Raw genomic sequence first — 16,546 nt, forward strand, 5'->3', positions numbered from 1 at the left:
GAGGTCAGTAGAGTTGATGGCTGTCGCGCTTGATGCGGGCACGGTCGAGCTTGCCGCGCACCACTCGATAGACCCAGCCGGTATAGCCCAGGTTGATCGGCATCAGCACCAGCACGAGGCCGAACATGATGGCCAGGGTCTTGTAGCTGGAGGTGCTGTCCCACAGGGTCAGACTGCTGACCGCATCGAGGGATGAGGGCAGCACGAAGGGGAACAGGGCGATGGCTACCGAGCAGAGCATGGCGGCGCAGGCGATGGCGCTGGCCAGCAGCGCAATCCGGCCCCGCTCCAGCCAGGAGGCAATCCCGCTCACCAGCGGCGCCAGCGCCCCGATGATCGGCACCAGCCACAACAGCGGATAGTCAAAATAGTTGCGCAGCCAGCCTCCGGCGTGGGGGATCACCCCCTTCATCAGCGGGCTGATGGCAGCATTCGGGTCAAAGGGTTGTGTGCCGACACCGGTCAGCTGAAACCCTTGCAGATCCACCAGATGCCAGCCGGCCAGCAGGTAGCAGAGGGTCACTAGCGGAGCCAGCAGGATGGCGATCCCCCGAGCCCGCAGCGCAGGGGTGCCGTTCACCTTGGCTTGCAGAAAACCGGCGCCGTGCAGCAGCAACAGGCTGATGGCGGTGGCCAGCACCGAGAGCAGCCAGCCCCAGTGGAAGTCGAAGGCGCCATAGTGCAGACGCAGCGCCGTGTCGAAGCGAAACGGCAGCCCCTCCATCACCAGACCGATAGCCGCACCGAGGATGAGCGCCGGTATCAGGCCGCCGGCCACCAGTGCCCGATCCCACCAGCGGCGCCACACCGGATCGGCCAGCTTGCTGCGATAGTCAAAACCGACCGGACGCAGAAAGAGCCCGAGCAGCAGCACCACCATGGGGATGTAAAGCCCCGAGAAGGCGGCGGCATAAACCAGCGGCCAGGCGGCAAACAGGGCGCCGGCACCGGCAATCAGCCACACCTGATTGCCCTCCCACACCGGCCCCACGCTGTTGATCACCAGACGGCGGTCGTCGTCATCTTTCGACACCACCGGCAGCAGCATGGCGATGCCGAGATCGAAGCCATCCATCACGATAAAACCGACCATCATGAAGAGCACCAGTGCCCACCAGATGAGTTTCAGGGTTGCGTAATCCATCAGGCGATCCTCGCAAGTTCGGGTTGTTCACCGCTGTAGCGGCCGGTATGGAGAATGGCGGGCCCCTTGCGGATCACATGGCGCAACAGGAACAGCTCCACCACCAGCAACAGGGTGTAGATGGAACAGATGGCGATGAGGCTGAACCAGAGTTGGCCCGGCTGAAGCAAAGAGACCGAGGCCGAGACCGGCAGCACATCGCTGATGGTCCAGGGTTGACGACCGAGCTCGGCCACCAGCCAGCCCGCCTCGATGGCAATCCAGGGCAGCGGAATGCTCCAGAGCAGGGTCTTGAGCAGTCGTGGCGAGTCTTGCAGCCGGTTACGGCAGAGCTGAACAAAGCTCACCACCATCAGCCCCAGCATGGTGACGCCAAGCCCCACCATCACCCGAAAGCCCCAAAACAGCGGTGCCACCGGCGGGATGGAGTCATCGACCGCCTTGGCAATCTCCGCCTCACCGGCCTTGGCGATATTGCTGGCATAGGGGGTGAGCAGCATGCCGTAGCCGAGATCCTTGCCATGCTGCTCGAAGCGGGCGCGGTTGGCAGGTGTATCAGCGCCCTGCCGGATCTGGTCGAGGGCCTCGGCTGCCACCATGCCGCTGCGGATGCGCGCCTCGTTCTGCACCTTGATATCCTTGAGGCCGGTCACCGCCTCGTCGATGGAGCGGGTAGCGATGATCCCCATCAGATACGGGATCTTGATGGCGGCGTGGGTGGTCTCGGCACTCTGATCCGGGAAGCCGAACAGGGTAAAGGAAGCTGGCGCTGGCTCGGTCTCCCACTCCGCCTCGATGGCGGCGAGCTTCACCTTCTGCACCTCGCCGGTGCGATAGCCCGACTCATCCCCGAGCACTATGACCGAGAGAATGGCCGCCAGCCCGAAGCCGGAAGCAATGGCGAAGGAGCGCAGGGCAAACTGCACCTCGGTTTTGCGCAGCAGATACCAACTGCTCACCCCCATCACAAACATGGAGGCGGCCACATAGCCTGCCGCAACGGTGTGAACGAACTTCACCTGCGCCACCGGGTTGAACAGCACGGCGGCGATATCTACCAGCTCCATCCGCTGGGTCAGCAGGTTGAACTCGGCCCCCACCGGGTTTTGCATCCAGCCGTTGCCGATCAGGATCCAGAGCGCCGAGAGGTTGGAGCCGAGCGCCACCAGCATGGTCACCAGCAGGTGCTTGCCGCGAGAGAGCTTGTCCCAACCGAAGAAGAAGAGCCCCACCAGGGTCGATTCGAGGAAGAAGGCCATCAGCCCCTCGATGGCCAGCGGAGTACCGAAGATGTCCCCCACATAGTGGGAGTAGTAAGCCCAGTTGGTGCCGAACTGAAACTCCATGGTGATCCCCGTGGTGACCCCCATGACGAAGTTGATGCCAAACAGTTTGCCCCAGAAGCGGGTGATGTCCTGATAGATCACCTTGCCGGTCATCACATAAGCCGACTCGGCGATCACCAGGATCCAGGACAGCCCCAGCGTGAGGGGCACAAACAGGAAGTGGAACAGGGCCGTGGCGCCAAATTGCAGGCGAGACAGGCTGACCACGTCATCCGGATTGATCATGCGTCACTCTCTTTTGTTGTATTTGCCTTGCACGTTTCGTGCGTGACAAGTACATCACGGAGCATGACACCTATAACAGATGCAGTTATATTGAATTACACCTATAACAGTTGATCCAGATCATGCCTCTTTACCAACAACTGGCCGAACGCCTGAGCCGCGAGATCGATGACGGCATCTGGCAACCGGGGGAGCGCATCCCCTCCATTCGCCAGAGCTGCAAGACCCACGGGCTCAGCCCCATGACGGTGTTGCAGGCCTATCAACTGCTCGAAAGTCAGGGGCGGATCCTCGCCCGCCCCCAGTCCGGCTACTACGTCAAAGCCGCCTCACCACAGCTCGTGCAGCACACCCCGAGCCAGACCCACTACAGCGGCTCGGTGGATATCAACGATCTGGTGTTCGAGGTGTTGCAGGCGAGCAAATCGCGGGATCTGGTCCCCCTTGGCATGTCGGTGGCCGATCCGACCCTGTTCCCACATCCCCAGCTCGGGCGGGCGCTGGCCAGCTGCATGCGCAAGCTCGATCCCTTTAGCACGGTGGCCGACCTTCCCCCCGGCAACGAAGCGCTGCGTCGTGCCATCGCCCAGCGCTACGCCAGCGATGGGGTGGCGGTCAATCCGCAGGAGATCATCATCACCACCGGCGCCATGGAGGCGCTCTCCCTCAGCCTGCAGGTGCTGACCGAGCCCGGTGACTGGGTGGTGGTGGAGTCCCCCACCTTCTATGGCGCCCTGCAGGCCATCGAGCGGCTGAAACTCAAGGCGGTGGAGATCCCGGTCATTCCGGGGGTGGGCATCGATCTCGACCTGCTGGCCGACGCCCTCAGCCAGATGCCGATCAAGGCGTGCTGGCTGATGGGCAATGTGCAGCACCCGCTCGGCCACACCATGCCTGATAGTCACAAAGCGCGGCTGATGGCGCTGCTCAACAGCCATGGGGTGCCGCTGGTGGAGGATGACGTCTATGCGGAGGTCTACTTTGGCCGCGAGCGCCCCAAGCCGATCCGCCACTGGGATCAGCGTGGCGACAGCCTGCTCTGCAACTCCTTTTCCAAGTGCCTGGCGCCGGGCTTTCGGGTCGGCTGGGTGGTGGCGGGGCCCCATGCCGAGCGGGTGCAGCGGCTGCAACTGATGTCCACCCTCTCCACCAATGTGCCGAGCCAGCTGGCGCTGGCCGAGATGCTGCGCCAGGGCGGAGTCGATGCCCACTTTCGCCGCCTGCGCCACACCCTGGCCCAGCGCCAGCAGCAGATGCGGGCGGCCCTGCAACGGCTGTTGCCGGACGAGGTGCGGATCTCCTCCCCCGATGGTGGCTACTTCCTCTGGCTGGCGCTGCCTGCTCATTTCGACAGCCGCGCCCTGCACGCCAAGGCTCTGGGCAGCGGTTTTTCAGTGGCTCCCGGCGCCCTCTTTTCCAGTCAGGGACAACACAACCACTGCCTGCGCCTCAACAGCTCCCATCCCTGGAGCGAACAGCTGGAGCAGGCCCTCACCCGGCTGGCCGCACTGATTGCCGCACAACTCGGTGAAAAGTAACGTGGCAAAGAGCCGCTGACGAAACGAACAAAGGCCCGTAACGGGCCTGTGTAGTTGGGGAGTGACGCGCCTTGGCTCGCCATCAGAAACTGGTTATCTGGCCATGATCTGCGACTGCACCTTGAAGCCCAGCGCCTCGTAGAGCGCTTGGGCACGCTCGTTGAAGGCCATCACCTCCAGCCGGATTTGCTGAGCATCACGGGCCTTGGCCCACTCATCGCAATGGGCGATCAGCGCCTTGCCAATCCCGCGGGAACGGTGCTGCTCATCCACCACCACCGAGCCGATGCGGCAAATCGGCGCACGGGTGAGAAAAGGCACGCTCTCATTGATGTCGATCCGCGCCGTCAAAAAGCCCACCACCCTGCCATCCTGCTCGGCAACGCAGAACAGACGCCCTTCTGCACCGATGGCGCCGAGCAGAAATGCCCGCTCCTCTGGCGAAGGGGGGCTGAACACTTCGGGATAGTGCTGATGGTGGATCTCTCCTATCTGCCGGTTCAGCTCGACAATCGCGTCGATATCCAGTTCGCTTGCCTTGCGTATCTCCAACGGTTGCTCCTTGCAAAAAGGGTGATGGTCCTGCGCCATCTTAGGGGCTGTGCCCCACAATCCAAATAGGCTCATCCGTATCTTTTGGCGGGCAGCAGAAACAACAACGCCCCTTGAGCGGGGCGTTATCGGCAATCCATGGCGATGAGGGGTATCAGGCGGGGGCGTTAAGCTGGGCCACCTGCCGCTCGATGCTCCCTTTGAGGTTGTCATCGAGTTTGAGGGCCCGTGCCAGCTCGTCGAGATAGCCTCGCTCCATAAAATGATCCACTTCGATGGCGAGCAGGGAGGCGAGATAGACCTCGGTGGCCAGCTCCATATCGGTCACTTCCCGCGCCAGCGCGTGGGGATCGAGGGGACGGGCCAGCTCGGCGTCAATCCAGCGGGCGACATCGCTCTGACCCTGTTCGGTCAGGTACTCCTGAATTTTCTGGCGCTCGGCGCCGTCGATATGGCCATCGGCCCGTGCCGCAGCCACCATGGCGCGCACCAAAAGCGCCGCACGGGCATCCAGCGCATTGCCTTCCAGCCCACTGATGGGATGGGTGGGCTGGGCCGGTGCCGCCTGCTGGGCCTGCCAATCCTGATAGAGCTTGTAGGCCAGCCCGCCAAGGGCCGCCGCGCCGCCCACGGCAGCGGCCTTGCCGCCATATTTGCGCACTTTTTTATTGCCCAGCAGCAGACCGAGCGCGCCACCGGCCAGCGCCCCCTGCATCTGCCCCTTGCGCTTCTCTCCGCCTTCGTTGAGCCAGCCTTTGCCAGCCCCCAGCAACTGTTCCAGCATCTGTTTCATCGTGACACCTCGCTATTGTTCGCCCCATGCTGGCGCTGGCGTCATGAACCAAGAGTGAATGGGCCCCATTATTGCGCCGTCCCCTGTGCATCCTGCCGCCATTCGCGGTATACCTGAAACAGGTCAACAAAGAGCATCAGGATGCGCATCATAACCCCTTTCGTGGTTCTGCTGTTGTGCGGCACTGCCAGTGCCGCCAGCGAGCTGGATCGCTCAGCCCAGCAGGCCAAGCTGGATGCCGCCTGCCAGCAAGCTCAGCAGCAACTGGTCGAGCAGGGCAAGCAACAGCGGATCGACGCCTGCATCAAGGAGGGCGGCAAGGCCGACAAGTGCCAGCAGGAGTTCGCCAGCTTCGGCCAGCGCGAGGGCAACAAGCGGCCCGACCTCAACAACCTGCCCCCCTGCCAACAGGCTGACGCCTACCGCAAGAGCTACCGTCAATGACCCCGAACCAAGGAGAGAGCATGATCCCCCCCCGCGAACTGACCCTGCAATTTCTGGCCGAACCCTCCGACGTCAATTTCGGCGGCAAGGTGCATGGCGGCATGGTGATGAAGTGGATCGATCAGGCGGGCTATGCCTGCGCCGCTGGCTGGTGTGGCGGCTATGCGGTGACCGTCTATGTAGGGGGGATCCGCTTTTTGCGCCCCATCCAGATTGGCCAACTGGTAGAGGTGCACGCCCAGGTGATCCACACCGGCACCACCAGCATGCATCTGGCGGTGGATGTCTACAGCCGCCATCCCACCGAGACCGAGCGCCACAAAACCACCCACTGCATCATCATCTTCGTGGCGATGGATGAGCACGGCAAGCCGACCCCAGTGCCCCAGTGGCAGCCGGTGAGCGAGAGCGATCTGCAGTTGCAGCAGTACGCCAAAAAGCTGATCGCCCTGCGCGAGGAGATCGACAAGGAGATGCGCCAGCACCTCTGACCCTGGTGATTCCCCTTCCCGATACAGCGGGCGCTTTCGGCCTGCGGCGGCGCCCCTGTATAATCCCCCCTCTTCCCGCAACCGGAACCCTGCCCATGTCACTGGAAACTGCCCCGCCCGAGGTAAAACTCGCGGTGGATCTGATTGAACTGCTGGAAACCAATGAGCTGGCTCCCGAGCTGGTGCTGGCGGCACTGGCCATTGTGAAACAGGATTACGAGCGCAAGCTGGCGGAGGGGAAGGATCACTGATCCCTCCCCGCACTTTTTCTGCCTTATCTTTCCGACGCCAGTTTTTCCCCACAGAAGTTTTTCCCCCACATAGCCACTCACTGCGGCCCCATCACCTCGTCGCACAGGGCGATTAGGGCCGCACTCAAGCGGGTGAGCGGCTCGCTCCCGCTTCCCCCGGCATGGAGCGCCAGCTCCACCGGCGCCACCTTGGGCCACTGGGTCAGGGCCAGCTGATCGGCGGGCATCAGCCGTTTGGGCAGCAAGCTCACCCCGATCCCCGCGCTCACCGCCCCCTGCAAACTGGCGAGGCTGGCGCTGACATAGGCGATACGCCAACGCCGCCCCAGACCATCGAGCGCCTCGGTCATCTGGCGCCGATAGAGCCCTTCGCTCGGGAACACCACCAGCGGCAGCGGATCCCGTTCCCGGGCGGGCCAGTCGCGGCTGTCGACCCACACCAGCGGCTCGCGCCAGCTGGCAAGGGGCGAACCCTGCCCCCGCGTCTGTTTGACCAGCGCCAGATCCAGCTCTCCCGCCTCGAAGCGCTGCCAGATCTCGTGGCTCAGGCCGCTCTCCACCTCCAGCCGCACCTCGGGGTAATCGCGGGCAAAGGCGGCCAGTACCGGGGTGATGGCACCGGCGGCGAAATCCTCCGGCACCCCGAGGCTGAGCGCCACGCTCCCTTCCGTCACTTGTTCTTCGGCCTGCGCCAGCAGCGCCAGAATGCGGCGGGCCAGCCCCAGCAATTTTTCCCCCTCCGCCGTCGCCACCACCCTTCGGCCAGCGCGATCGAGCAGCGGGCAGCCGAGCTGCTGCTCAAGGCGGCGGATCTGCTGGCTGATGGTGGATTGGGTCAGATGAACCCGTTCACCGGCGCGGGTAAAACTGCCGGTGTCGATAATGGCGACAAAACTGCGCAGTAACAGGGGATCCAGCATGGGGCACTCCATTTACAAAACCACTGAAACTCATTCTATCATTTAATTTCCAAATGACTTTTTTCGCCGCTAGGCTGGCATTTGTTCTGTCAAGTCAGGGTTTTTCATCATGTCACAGCCTCTTGTAGCGTCTACCCCTCTTCGCTCGCTCACCCCATCAACCTCACTACAGACTCACCGACAATGGCTGGAGCAGGCGGTGCAACTGGCCAGAGCAAATCACCGGCAGGGCGGTCGCCCCTTCGCCGCCCTGCTGGTGCGCGATGACCAGCTGGTAGCGAGCGCGGTCAACGGCATTCATCTGGATGGCGATCCCACCAGTCACGCCGAGCTGGAGGCGCTGCGCAAGGCAAGCCAGAGCGCGCCGCTCGCGGGCAGCATCGTCTATGCCAGCGGTCACCCCTGCCCCATGTGCCTCGGCGCGCTGGTGATGAACGGTATAGCCGCCGTCTATTACGCCTTTGATAACGCCGATGCGGCCCCGTTCGGCTTTGACAGCACTGCCGCCTATCAAACGCTGGGACTGCCGCTGGCACCGCCACCTCTGCCGCTGGTCAAACTGGCCGTCACCATGACGGCGGCGGATCTCTACGGCCACCAGCCGCAACAAGCAGCGCCTGATCATGAGTAAAGGGACTTTCGAACGCCCGGCAGAAGCGCGCCGCCAGCAGTTTGCCCTGCTGGTGCTGGTGATCCTGACTGGCCTGAATCTGCGCCCCTTTCTTACCGCCATCGGCCCGCTGAGCGGCGAGATTGGCCGCGCCCTGTCGCTGGGGATGGACACCCTCGCCTGGCTTACCCTGTTGCCGCTCTGGCTGATCGGGGTTGGCGTGCTGCTCACCCCCAGCCTGCGTCGGCGCGCCAGTGCGTGCCAACTATTGGGGGCGGCCCTGCTGCTGCTCGGCATTGGCAGCGCGATGCGCTTCGATGCCCAAAGCGGTGCCTTGCTGATCGCCAGCGCGGCGCTGTGTGGATTGGGGTCGGCACTGGTGCAGGGAGTGCTGCCCGCCCTTATCAAGCAGGCCTTCGCCCGCAAGGTGCCGCTGGTGATGGGGATCTTCTCCGCCTGCATGATGGGGGGAGGGGCGCTGGGGGCCAGCCTCACGCCAAGGCTGGCAGTGAGCCTCGACTGGTCGCGGGCGCTGGCACTCTGGAGCCTGCCGGTGCTGCTGGCCCTCGTCTGGCTGGGGTGGAAAGTGCGTCTGCCAAGCACCGCGGCAGTCGCTATTCCCCACGGCGAACAGCGGCTGATCACCCTGCCCCGCAGCTGGTTGCTGATCGTCTGCTTTGGCATCATCAACAGCGGTTACGGCATCGTAGTGGCCTGGCTGGCCCCCGCCTATATGGCGAATGGGTGGAGCGCCGCGCAGGCGGGCGAGCTGGTCGCCTGGCTGGCACTGGCCCAGACTGCCAGTGGCCTCGGCCTGCCGCTGCTGGCCGCCCGCAAGATGGATCGGCGGCCATGGATGGCGCTGGCAATTGCCATGCAGCTGGCGGGATTCGGCGGCCTCTGGCTGGCGCCAGCCAGCGCCCCCATTCTCTGGTGTATGCTGTGCGGCGCCGGTCTTGGCGGCAGTTTTTCGCTGATCATGGTGATTGCGCTCGATCACCTGCCAGACCCGCGCCGCGCAGGCACCCTGAGCGCCCTGATGCAGGGGTTCGGCTTTATGCTGGCGGCCACCGGCCCCTGGGTGGCGGCGCGGCTCTATCACTATGTGGGCGACTTTGCGGCCGCCTGGCAGTGGCAACTGGGGGGCTTGCTGCTGATGAGCCTGCTGGTGCTGCGCCTAGACCCGCGCCACTATCCCCGCGTCATGGGGTTACCGACCGCCAGCGAGCCGACCATTTCGGCCCCCCTCCCAACCAGCTCTGCTGCCCAAAACAACACACCGGCCTGAGGCCGGTGTGTTGGAGATAATAGTGTTGGGGATAACCGTATTGGAGATGACTGGCGGCTGATGCCACTCAGGGGAGCAACTTAGCGCCCCTTCTTCTGCCGTCCGGTGTTAGCGGTGCGCGGCTTGCCAGCGGCCGGTTTGCCACCCTTGGGAGCCCCTTTGCCAGCGCCGCCCTTGTTGGCAGCACCTTTACCCGCGCCCCCCTTGCCCACCGGCAGCTTCTTCTCGAAAGCCTCCGGGCCCGGCACATTAGGACGCCCGCCAATCTCGTGATCATCATCGCGGCGCGGCTTCTTGCCCTGCCCCGGTTTGGCGGTTTGCGCCGCAGGGGCCTTGGCCGCCTTGGGTTTGTCGCCTTTGGCCGGTTTCACCTCGGAGGAGGAGTCCTCAATCAGCTTGAACAGATCGATCAGCTCGTCGTCGGTCAGATCGCGCCACTCGCCCACCGGCAGCCCCTTGAGGCTGACGTTCATGATGCGGATACGCTCCAGCTTGGTCACTTCAAAACCGAAGTGTTCGCACATGCGGCGGATCTGGCGATTCAGCCCCTGCACCAGGGTGATGCGAAAGACGAACGGTGCCTCTTTCTTCACCTTGCACTTCTTGGTCACAGTACCAAGGATCGGCACCCCGGCCGCCATGCCGCGCACAAACTCGTCGGTCACCGGCTTGTCGACGGTCACCAGATACTCTTTCTCGTGATCGTTGCCTGCCCGCAGGATCTTGTTGACCAGATCGCCGTGGTTGGTGAGGAAAATCAGCCCCTGCGAATCCTTGTCGAGCCGCCCGATGGGGAAGACCCGGGTGCTGTGGTTGACGAAATCGACGATATTGTCTTTCTCGCCCGCCTCCGTGGTACTGACGATGCCCACCGGCTTGTTGAGGGCGATTAGCACCAGACTGTCCGCCTCGCGCGGCTCGATCACCTGACCGTTCACCTTGACCAGATCACCAACCTGCACCTGATCGCCAATCCCGGCGCGCTTGCCGTTGATAAAGACGTGGCCCTGCTCGATAAAGCGGTCGGCCTCGCGGCGCGAGCAGATACCGCTCTCGCTGATGTATTTGTTCAGGCGCATGGATTCGTTAGCCAGCATGGATCACCTGCCACAGGTTCTGGGCCGCGCCCGGTTGTGCCATCGCCTGTTCCGGCTGTGCCGGGGAGGCTGTTTGCTGCATCAGCCAATTCACTACGTCAAAGTTCTGCATACCATTCCATCTTCAAAAAAGGCCAATGCCAGCTTATCCATCAAAAAACGCCGCTACAGTAGCATAATTGCCCCCTTTCAGGGGCAGATAGTTGCAAGGTCGCAGCGCCCAAGCGGGCATCCGCGGATAAGTTCACAGCGCCAGATGGCCCGCGATGCAGCCTTCGAACGGCCAGCCTGATGCCAACGGCAGGATCTGGTGCCCACAGCCAGCGCGGACGAACGCCATCAACTATACATATCACCTTGTTTCCATTAGGCTTTAAGCCGGTTGGCAGCGCCTTGGATGCTGCGCCAAACTTGCCCGCCCAGAGGCGGCCCCATCTCTATCGCCAAGGATTGCACCATGCTGGCTCACACTCGCCGCCTTGTTCGCCGTGCTCTGCTGACCCTGTTGCTGCTGTTGCTGACCGCTTGGGCGGTGATCGCCTACTTCGCCTGGCAGGCAGCGCCGCTGCAACTGTGGCACACAGTGGTGCCCCCCGAACTCAGCGCCGATGAGCTCGACAGCAGCGACTGGCAAACCTATCTGGCCCGCGAAACAGAGCTGTTCGAGCTGGTGGCCACCGAGGTAGTCGCCAAGACGCCGCCGGAGCAGCAACTGGCCAGCAATCGCTACTATCAGGACGCCCCCATCAATCCCGCCCGCTTTCAACAGAACTGGAACCGCTCCTACCTGCTGCGCCCCGAGGGGGACATCAAAGGGGTGGCGGTGCTACTGCACGGCCTGACCGACTCCCCCTACAGCTTGCGCCATCTGGCCAGACGTTATCAGCAGCAGGGCTTTATTGCGCTGGGGCTGAGGATCCCCGGCCACGGCACCGTGCCCGCAGGCCTCGTGGATGTGGATTGGGAAACCTGGCTGGCCGCTACCCGACTGGCGGTGCGGGAGGCCAGATTGCTGGCACCGGGCAAGCGGCCGCTGCATCTGGTGGGCTTTTCCAACGGCGGCGCGCTGGCGGTGAAATATGCGCTCGATGCGCTGGCCGACCCGAGCGGCACGCTGGCAAAACCGGATCGGCTGGTGCTGATCTCCCCGATGATCGGGGTGACCCGCTTTGCCCGCTTCGCCGGGCTCAAGGCCGTGCCTGCCCTGCTGCCCGCCTTTGCCAACGCCGCCTGGCTCGACACCATGCCGGAGTTCAACCCGTTCAAGTACAACTCGTTTCCGGTCAACGGCGCGCGCCAGTCCTATCGCCTGACCCACGCCATCCAGCAGCAGGTACGCCAGCTGGCCGCCAGTGGCGAGCTGGCGGCGTTTCCCCCCGCCCTCACCTTCCAGTCGGTGATGGACTACACCGTCAGCACACGCTCCATCATTGCCGATCTCTACCACTACCTGCCGGCCAACGGCAGCGAACTGGTGCTGTTTGATATCAACCGCAGCACCCTGTTTGGCCCGCTGATGAGCTCGGCCTCCGAGCTGGCGCTGCAACGCTTGCTGCCAAACGCCCCCGAGCACTATCGCCTCACCGTGGTGGGCAATGTGGAACCCGCCTCTCCCGCAACCCAGGCCAGAACGCTGGCCAGCGCCGATCAGCCTGAGCAGCTCCGCCTGCTGGGTATCGATTATCCCAAGGAGATCTACTCCCTCTCCCACGTGGCGCTCCCCTTCCCGATGGACGACCCCCTCTATGGCATGGCGGCGCGCCCGGAGCTGCGGGAGCAATACGGCATCAATCTCGGCGGTCTGGCCCTGCGTGGCGAGCGCGGCGTGCTGATCGTCAACCCCGGCGCCCTCACCCGCACCTCCTCCAACCCCTTCTACCCCTATCTGCAGCAGCGGGTGATGGAGACCCTCACCGCCCCTCCCGTCGCCCGGCCTGCCGCCGTAATACCTGCCAGCAGCAATCAATATGATGCGGCCTATCAGGCAGAAGTGGAGCAGTTTTTACAGGAGAGCGACGAGAGCAGCGCGCCTTTCTAGGGCGTTTCTGGAGTATCGGCAAAGAGCCACTGGCGCTGGGTCGATGGCGATACGAGAAAGGGGTCGTCAATTGACGGCCCCTTTCTATTGATGATGGCAATCGGAGTGATGGCTTGATGGGCTCAGGGATAGATGCTCACTTCTATCAGGTTCTGGTCAGGGTCGAGGAAGTAGATTGATTCTATCGGCCCGCAGGCGCCACTTTTGGTCACCGGGCCCTCGACAATCTCCACCCCGTGGCAGGCAAGCTGGGCCATCACCTGCTCCAGCGGCCAGCGGGTAATAAGGCAGACATCCCCCGACCCCACCTGCGCCCGATTGCGCGGCTCCTGCCCCAACAGTTGCAGATTGATCTTCTGGTTGCCAAACCCTACCGCCCGGCGCCCTGCACCGAAGGTGATGGCCTCCATATTGAGCACCGAACTGTAAAACGCCACGGCCCGTTCGATATCACTGACCGTCAATACCAGATGGTCGATATGGCTGATCATGTATGAATCCATATTGATATAGTCGCGGACGATTCTAATGAATATAAAAGAAATAACTAATGCAGATAAATCAATTCGAACTAACAATCTAGTTATACTTACCAACAACAAGATAGATTTTTTCACTATATGAGATTTGGATCACGCTAATAAAGGCATACCGTGCCAAATGTAAATAAAATGTTTCAGATGGGCGTGTCGCTATGAATGCGATAGTTTACCTACCCATACAATACCAAGCTCAAGCTATCACTTGACTGTTGCACACATGCATTGCACTTGATATACAAAAACATTAAATGAACATTGGGCCACGGCCAAGTATTGATTAAAAAAACAATTAATAATAGAATAGATATATTTGCTCGCTTTGCCAAACATAGGCGACCTATCTCTATAAGTAGCTGCTGTATGAGGGTAGCCTTGTATATAACTCAACCTAGCTTAATATATGTTTTCATGGCACTTTAGACAGTTGGGATATGCCAGCACTGCTTTCGAATGTAGCATTGCATCTTTTGAAGGCTCTTAGAACCATGTACCAAAACAATTTTTCCTTTCGGAGAGATATCATGACCGAACAGCCACAGTGGCGCTTCTTGGAAAACCCCAAGGGAGCCAAAGCTCGAGACCCGATGCAGGATGAATTTTTCCAAGATCAGTCTATCGATGGGATCGGACACGCGTTGATTCGTGAGACAATCCAAAACTCCTTAGATGCACGAGAGAGTGCTCACGGAGCTCCTGTCAAAGTAGTCATATCACTAGGCTCGCTCACAGCTGATAGAGCTAATTTTTGGTTCCCAGCAGAAATTAAAAATCACTATGCAGCAAAGGAAATTAAATTATCCAACCTACCTAACTGGGGGATGGAAGAATGTACCTATCTCACCATTGAGGACTTTGGAACCAAAGGACTTGAAGGGAAGGTTGACTCAGAAACACCTCAAGAAGGCGGAAATTTTTACCACTTTTTTCGCGCTGAAGGCCTGTCCAATAAAAAGGAAGGTGAGCGGGGTAGCTGGGGTGTTGGAAAAATAGTTATTCCACGGGCGAGCAGAGTGCGTTCTTTTTTTGCAATGACACAGAGAGCATCCGATAAAGGTATGCACCTCATAGGTCAGACCATTTTACGACATCATGAATTGGATGGGAAAAGATATACTCCAGATGGCTGGTTCAGTAAAGACAAAAATGGATTACAAGTTCCATTTACTAGTGATTTTGTGACAAATCAATTGATGAAAGACTTCCGATTAAGTCGAAACAATGAGCTAGGATTAAGCGTTGTAATTCCATGGATATATAAGGAATATTTAACTTTAGAAATACTATCTACAGTTATTGCCAAAGAATATTTCATTCCCATATTGGCGGGAGATCTTGTTGTAGAACTGAAAGACCACAGTAGTGACATTTATCAACGGTTCGATGCAAGCTGTGCTGAAGAGCTCAAAAAAACAGCCCCAAATGATGATCAGCTACAAGATGCAATCCAACTAGCTAGCTGTTTACTTCGGCTAGGCCAAAACGAACCGTTAGAGGTCAAAGTAGCTCATGAATCTGGTTCGGATGAAATCAATTACAACTGGAATAGTTACCGAACTGAAGTGCCATCGCAAGATATTGAGTCAGAACTAGATCATGGGCGCGTAGTACATTTCAAAGTCCCAATGACAATAAAAGCAGCAGATAAATCGCATGTTGAAGCTACATTCGATGTACTAATAAAGAGAAAGCCTGGGCGCCATTACCCTCTCTATATTCGAGATGGTCTGGTCATTCCCAACCAACCAACCAGAAAGAAAACACCGGATAGCATAGCATTAATTTATTGCGCAGATAATGCTATTTCTGGAGCATTGAGACAAGCAGAATGCCCCGCACACACCGACTGGAAAGCCAGCCGAGATAAATTTAAAGAGCAGCGGTATCGTTCTGCAAACTTATTAATACCATTTGTACGTGAAAGTGCTCATAAACTAATTGAAAAATTATCCACGGAAGATGAAAAACCAGATCATAACTTATTGGCAGATTTACTCCCGCACCCCTCAAACAACTCCTTTTTGCAACCAAGCAACAATATTCCCTTGAACGATCGAAATAAAAAAGAAAGAACAACGAAATCAGACCACCCTAGCATTCCGCCTTCAACTCCACGATGCTGGAAATTGAAACAATCCCAAGGGAAAATTAATCTAACTGGTAACTATAGTGGCTTTACTAATGGGTGCGGATATAGATTAACGCTTCAGGTTGCATATGATATCCATGGTCGAAACCCATTTAAAGCACATTCAAAATACGACTTTAATTTAAAGCAAGCTGCTGAAAATGGGACAGATAATATAACTGGATTCCAAGTTGCCATCAGAGGAGCAGAAATCGAGAGTGGTGATTATGGACGCTTGGTGATTCTAGTGAAAAATCCTGATTTCGAGGTAATCCTTCAACCAGCAGACCTTAATCGTGATTTGATCATAAAAGTAAATTCAGCTCCTATAGGGGAGTCTTCATATGAAGATGAGGAGATAACGGAATGAGTCATCGCTTCAACTTTACAGAGCGTGAAAAAATTTCAACGGATGATGTGAATATCACCATTGAACATAGAAATAATCGCATCGTAAGCAATATCAAACTCAAGCTAGACATTAATAAGTTTAGCCATGATGCCTTGGTTGTTGTGGAAGCGGAACGAGGTCGAGTTCTACGCTTAAGACATGATTGGGGATGTGCAGGCCATGCGTTCACAGCCGATGGAGCAAGCTCCGAGTTTGACATAACTTCCATTGGAGATACAGAAGACGTACGTTTCCGCGTTATGGTTGTTGATCCAAAATCATGCCGCCTGCTAGCCACTGCTGAAAATTTAGAAGCTTATGACCGCGAGAATGGTGACCTCCCTCAAAGATCTTTGCTTCCAATAAAAATACGTGATTTACAGGGTGGGATTTGGGAACTAGAAAATATGGATGATATGCCGACTCTTGTACTGGATAGCAATTTAGGCACCAAGCAAGAACTCAAGTCTAGCCCTGTACTATCATCTCTTCTACCAGGTGTGATAAGAGCCATTTTGGTATATCAAGCTTATGCTCACCAAGACAATATCCATGATGATGAATTAGATACCGATGGCGGTAGCCCAACGACTTGGCTAGCATTGGGAAAAAAATGGGTCGGAGAGTCCCATCCAAATAATGGTAACCATCAAGAAATTGATGACTGGGCTCAAAAAGGTTCTACTGGTTTTTGTCGAGAGAAAAAGCTTCGTGACCGACTTATTAATTTTTTAGCTTTGGAGGATTAAAA

17 protein-coding genes are annotated in these 16,546 nt (G+C 58.7%); 9 read left to right on the forward strand and 8 right to left on the reverse strand.

Features of this window, described 5'->3' with window-relative positions:
• Positions 1-4: 4 nt before the first annotated feature.
• Positions 5-1,144 carry a cytochrome d ubiquinol oxidase subunit II gene (gene cydB, locus I6L41_RS08770; RefSeq protein WP_216963456.1) on the reverse strand — a complete coding sequence of 380 codons (1,140 nt, stop codon included), beginning with the start codon at positions 1,142-1,144 and terminating at the stop codon, positions 5-7.
• A complete protein-coding gene (locus I6L41_RS08775; protein WP_216963458.1) occupies positions 1,144-2,715 on the reverse strand; it encodes a cytochrome ubiquinol oxidase subunit I in 1,572 nt (523 codons plus the stop codon). The genes cydB and I6L41_RS08775 overlap by 1 nt, the downstream gene beginning before the upstream one ends.
• Positions 2,716-2,837: 122 nt before the next feature.
• Between I6L41_RS08775 and I6L41_RS08780 the strand changes: the two genes are divergently transcribed.
• Positions 2,838-4,253 (forward strand): PLP-dependent aminotransferase family protein, encoded by a 1,416-nt coding sequence (locus I6L41_RS08780; RefSeq protein WP_216963460.1) that lies wholly within the window; start codon positions 2,838-2,840, stop codon positions 4,251-4,253.
• A 93-nt stretch (positions 4,254-4,346) separates the two neighbouring features.
• Here I6L41_RS08780 and I6L41_RS08785 read toward each other — a convergent pair whose 3' ends face one another.
• On the reverse strand, positions 4,347-4,805 hold the full coding sequence (locus I6L41_RS08785) for a GNAT family N-acetyltransferase (protein ID WP_101531498.1): 459 nt from the start codon (positions 4,803-4,805) through the stop codon (positions 4,347-4,349).
• A 154-nt stretch (positions 4,806-4,959) separates the two neighbouring features.
• The gene (locus I6L41_RS08790; protein WP_139428430.1) at positions 4,960-5,598 is read right to left on the reverse strand and encodes a tellurite resistance TerB family protein; all 639 of its coding nucleotides are present in this window, start codon (positions 5,596-5,598) and stop codon (positions 4,960-4,962) included.
• A gap of 141 nt (positions 5,599-5,739) precedes the next feature.
• Between I6L41_RS08790 and I6L41_RS08795 the strand changes: the two genes are divergently transcribed.
• The 3 genes from I6L41_RS08795 to rsmS all read left to right on the forward strand — a co-directional run bounded on the left by I6L41_RS08795 (position 5,740) and on the right by rsmS (position 6,784).
• Complete coding sequence (locus I6L41_RS08795) at positions 5,740-6,042, forward strand: hypothetical protein (protein WP_088869296.1); 303 nt, start codon at positions 5,740-5,742, stop codon at positions 6,040-6,042.
• A gap of 20 nt (positions 6,043-6,062) precedes the next feature.
• On the forward strand, positions 6,063-6,533 hold the full coding sequence (locus I6L41_RS08800; protein WP_216963462.1) for an acyl-CoA thioesterase: 471 nt from the start codon (positions 6,063-6,065) through the stop codon (positions 6,531-6,533).
• A gap of 95 nt (positions 6,534-6,628) precedes the next feature.
• On the forward strand, positions 6,629-6,784 hold the full coding sequence (gene rsmS, locus I6L41_RS08805) for a pleiotropic regulatory protein RsmS (protein WP_080768580.1): 156 nt from the start codon (positions 6,629-6,631) through the stop codon (positions 6,782-6,784).
• Positions 6,785-6,861: 77 nt separating this feature from the next.
• Here the strand turns inward: rsmS and I6L41_RS08810 are convergent, their stop codons facing one another.
• Positions 6,862-7,704 carry a LysR family transcriptional regulator gene (locus I6L41_RS08810; RefSeq protein WP_101531500.1) on the reverse strand — a complete coding sequence of 281 codons (843 nt, stop codon included), beginning with the start codon at positions 7,702-7,704 and terminating at the stop codon, positions 6,862-6,864.
• Between the two features lie 109 nt (positions 7,705-7,813).
• On the opposite strand from I6L41_RS08810, the gene I6L41_RS08815 reads away from it, so the two are divergent.
• Positions 7,814-8,335 (forward strand): nucleoside deaminase, encoded by a 522-nt coding sequence (locus I6L41_RS08815; protein ID WP_216963464.1) that lies wholly within the window; start codon positions 7,814-7,816, stop codon positions 8,333-8,335.
• Positions 8,328-9,602 (forward strand): cyanate transporter, encoded by a 1,275-nt coding sequence (locus I6L41_RS08820; RefSeq protein ID WP_216963467.1) that lies wholly within the window; start codon positions 8,328-8,330, stop codon positions 9,600-9,602. The genes I6L41_RS08815 and I6L41_RS08820 overlap by 8 nt, the downstream gene beginning before the upstream one ends.
• Positions 9,603-9,682: 80 nt before the next feature.
• Here I6L41_RS08820 and rluF read toward each other — a convergent pair whose 3' ends face one another.
• Both rluF and I6L41_RS20835 read right to left on the reverse strand, forming a co-directional pair.
• Positions 9,683-10,699, reverse strand: coding sequence for a 23S rRNA pseudouridine(2604) synthase RluF (rluF, locus tag I6L41_RS08825; RefSeq protein ID WP_115544538.1), 1,017 nt, complete (start codon positions 10,697-10,699; stop codon positions 9,683-9,685).
• Complete coding sequence (locus tag I6L41_RS20835) at positions 10,689-10,811, reverse strand: hypothetical protein (RefSeq protein ID WP_005359634.1); 123 nt, start codon at positions 10,809-10,811, stop codon at positions 10,689-10,691. The genes rluF and I6L41_RS20835 overlap by 11 nt, the downstream gene beginning before the upstream one ends.
• Before the next feature lie 345 nt (positions 10,812-11,156).
• On the opposite strand from I6L41_RS20835, the gene I6L41_RS08830 reads away from it, so the two are divergent.
• Positions 11,157-12,737, forward strand: coding sequence for a carboxylesterase (locus tag I6L41_RS08830; protein ID WP_216963470.1), 1,581 nt, complete (start codon positions 11,157-11,159; stop codon positions 12,735-12,737).
• A 122-nt stretch (positions 12,738-12,859) separates the two neighbouring features.
• Here the strand turns inward: I6L41_RS08830 and I6L41_RS08835 are convergent, their stop codons facing one another.
• Entirely contained in the window at positions 12,860-13,228 is a 369-nt protein-coding gene (locus I6L41_RS08835; RefSeq protein WP_005337594.1) for a VOC family protein, read from the reverse strand.
• A gap of 572 nt (positions 13,229-13,800) precedes the next feature.
• On the opposite strand from I6L41_RS08835, the gene I6L41_RS08840 reads away from it, so the two are divergent.
• Entirely contained in the window at positions 13,801-15,774 is a 1,974-nt protein-coding gene (locus I6L41_RS08840) for a hypothetical protein (protein ID WP_216963474.1), read from the forward strand.
• Positions 15,771-16,544, forward strand: a complete 774-nt coding sequence (locus tag I6L41_RS08845) for a hypothetical protein (RefSeq protein ID WP_216963477.1) — start codon at positions 15,771-15,773, stop codon at positions 16,542-16,544. Before I6L41_RS08840 ends, I6L41_RS08845 begins: the two co-directional genes overlap by 4 nt.
• Positions 16,545-16,546: the final 2 nt, after the last annotated feature.

It is taken from the genome of Aeromonas sp. FDAARGOS 1411, from assembly GCF_019047125.1.
Classification (GTDB): Bacteria; Pseudomonadota; Gammaproteobacteria; order Enterobacterales; family Aeromonadaceae; genus Aeromonas; species Aeromonas veronii.

What these genes read in the sequence shown, in the direction of transcription:
- cydB (WP_216963456.1), bottom strand. Translation starts at nt 1,144, where the DNA reads ATGGATTACGCAACCCTGAAACTCATCTGGTGGGCACTGGTGCTCTTC.
- I6L41_RS08775 (WP_216963458.1), bottom strand. Translation starts at nt 2,715, where the DNA reads ATGATCAATCCGGATGACGTGGTCAGCCTGTCTCGCCTGCAATTTGGC.
- I6L41_RS08780 (WP_216963460.1), top strand. Translation starts at nt 2,838, where the DNA reads ATGCCTCTTTACCAACAACTGGCCGAACGCCTGAGCCGCGAGATCGAT.
- I6L41_RS08790 (WP_139428430.1), bottom strand. Translation starts at nt 5,598, where the DNA reads ATGAAACAGATGCTGGAACAGTTGCTGGGGGCTGGCAAAGGCTGGCTC.
- I6L41_RS08795 (WP_088869296.1), top strand. Translation starts at nt 5,740, where the DNA reads ATGCGCATCATAACCCCTTTCGTGGTTCTGCTGTTGTGCGGCACTGCC.
- I6L41_RS08800 (WP_216963462.1), top strand. Translation starts at nt 6,063, where the DNA reads ATGATCCCCCCCCGCGAACTGACCCTGCAATTTCTGGCCGAACCCTCC.
- rsmS (WP_080768580.1), top strand. Translation starts at nt 6,629, where the DNA reads ATGTCACTGGAAACTGCCCCGCCCGAGGTAAAACTCGCGGTGGATCTG.
- I6L41_RS08810 (WP_101531500.1), bottom strand. Translation starts at nt 7,704, where the DNA reads ATGCTGGATCCCCTGTTACTGCGCAGTTTTGTCGCCATTATCGACACC.
- I6L41_RS08815 (WP_216963464.1), top strand. Translation starts at nt 7,814, where the DNA reads ATGTCACAGCCTCTTGTAGCGTCTACCCCTCTTCGCTCGCTCACCCCA.
- I6L41_RS08820 (WP_216963467.1), top strand. Translation starts at nt 8,328, where the DNA reads ATGAGTAAAGGGACTTTCGAACGCCCGGCAGAAGCGCGCCGCCAGCAG.
- rluF (WP_115544538.1), bottom strand. Translation starts at nt 10,699, where the DNA reads ATGCTGGCTAACGAATCCATGCGCCTGAACAAATACATCAGCGAGAGC.
- I6L41_RS20835 (WP_005359634.1), bottom strand. Translation starts at nt 10,811, where the DNA reads ATGCAGAACTTTGACGTAGTGAATTGGCTGATGCAGCAAACAGCCTCC.
- I6L41_RS08830 (WP_216963470.1), top strand. Translation starts at nt 11,157, where the DNA reads ATGCTGGCTCACACTCGCCGCCTTGTTCGCCGTGCTCTGCTGACCCTG.
- I6L41_RS08835 (WP_005337594.1), bottom strand. Translation starts at nt 13,228, where the DNA reads ATGATCAGCCATATCGACCATCTGGTATTGACGGTCAGTGATATCGAA.
- I6L41_RS08840 (WP_216963474.1), top strand. Translation starts at nt 13,801, where the DNA reads ATGACCGAACAGCCACAGTGGCGCTTCTTGGAAAACCCCAAGGGAGCC.
- I6L41_RS08845 (WP_216963477.1), top strand. Translation starts at nt 15,771, where the DNA reads ATGAGTCATCGCTTCAACTTTACAGAGCGTGAAAAAATTTCAACGGAT.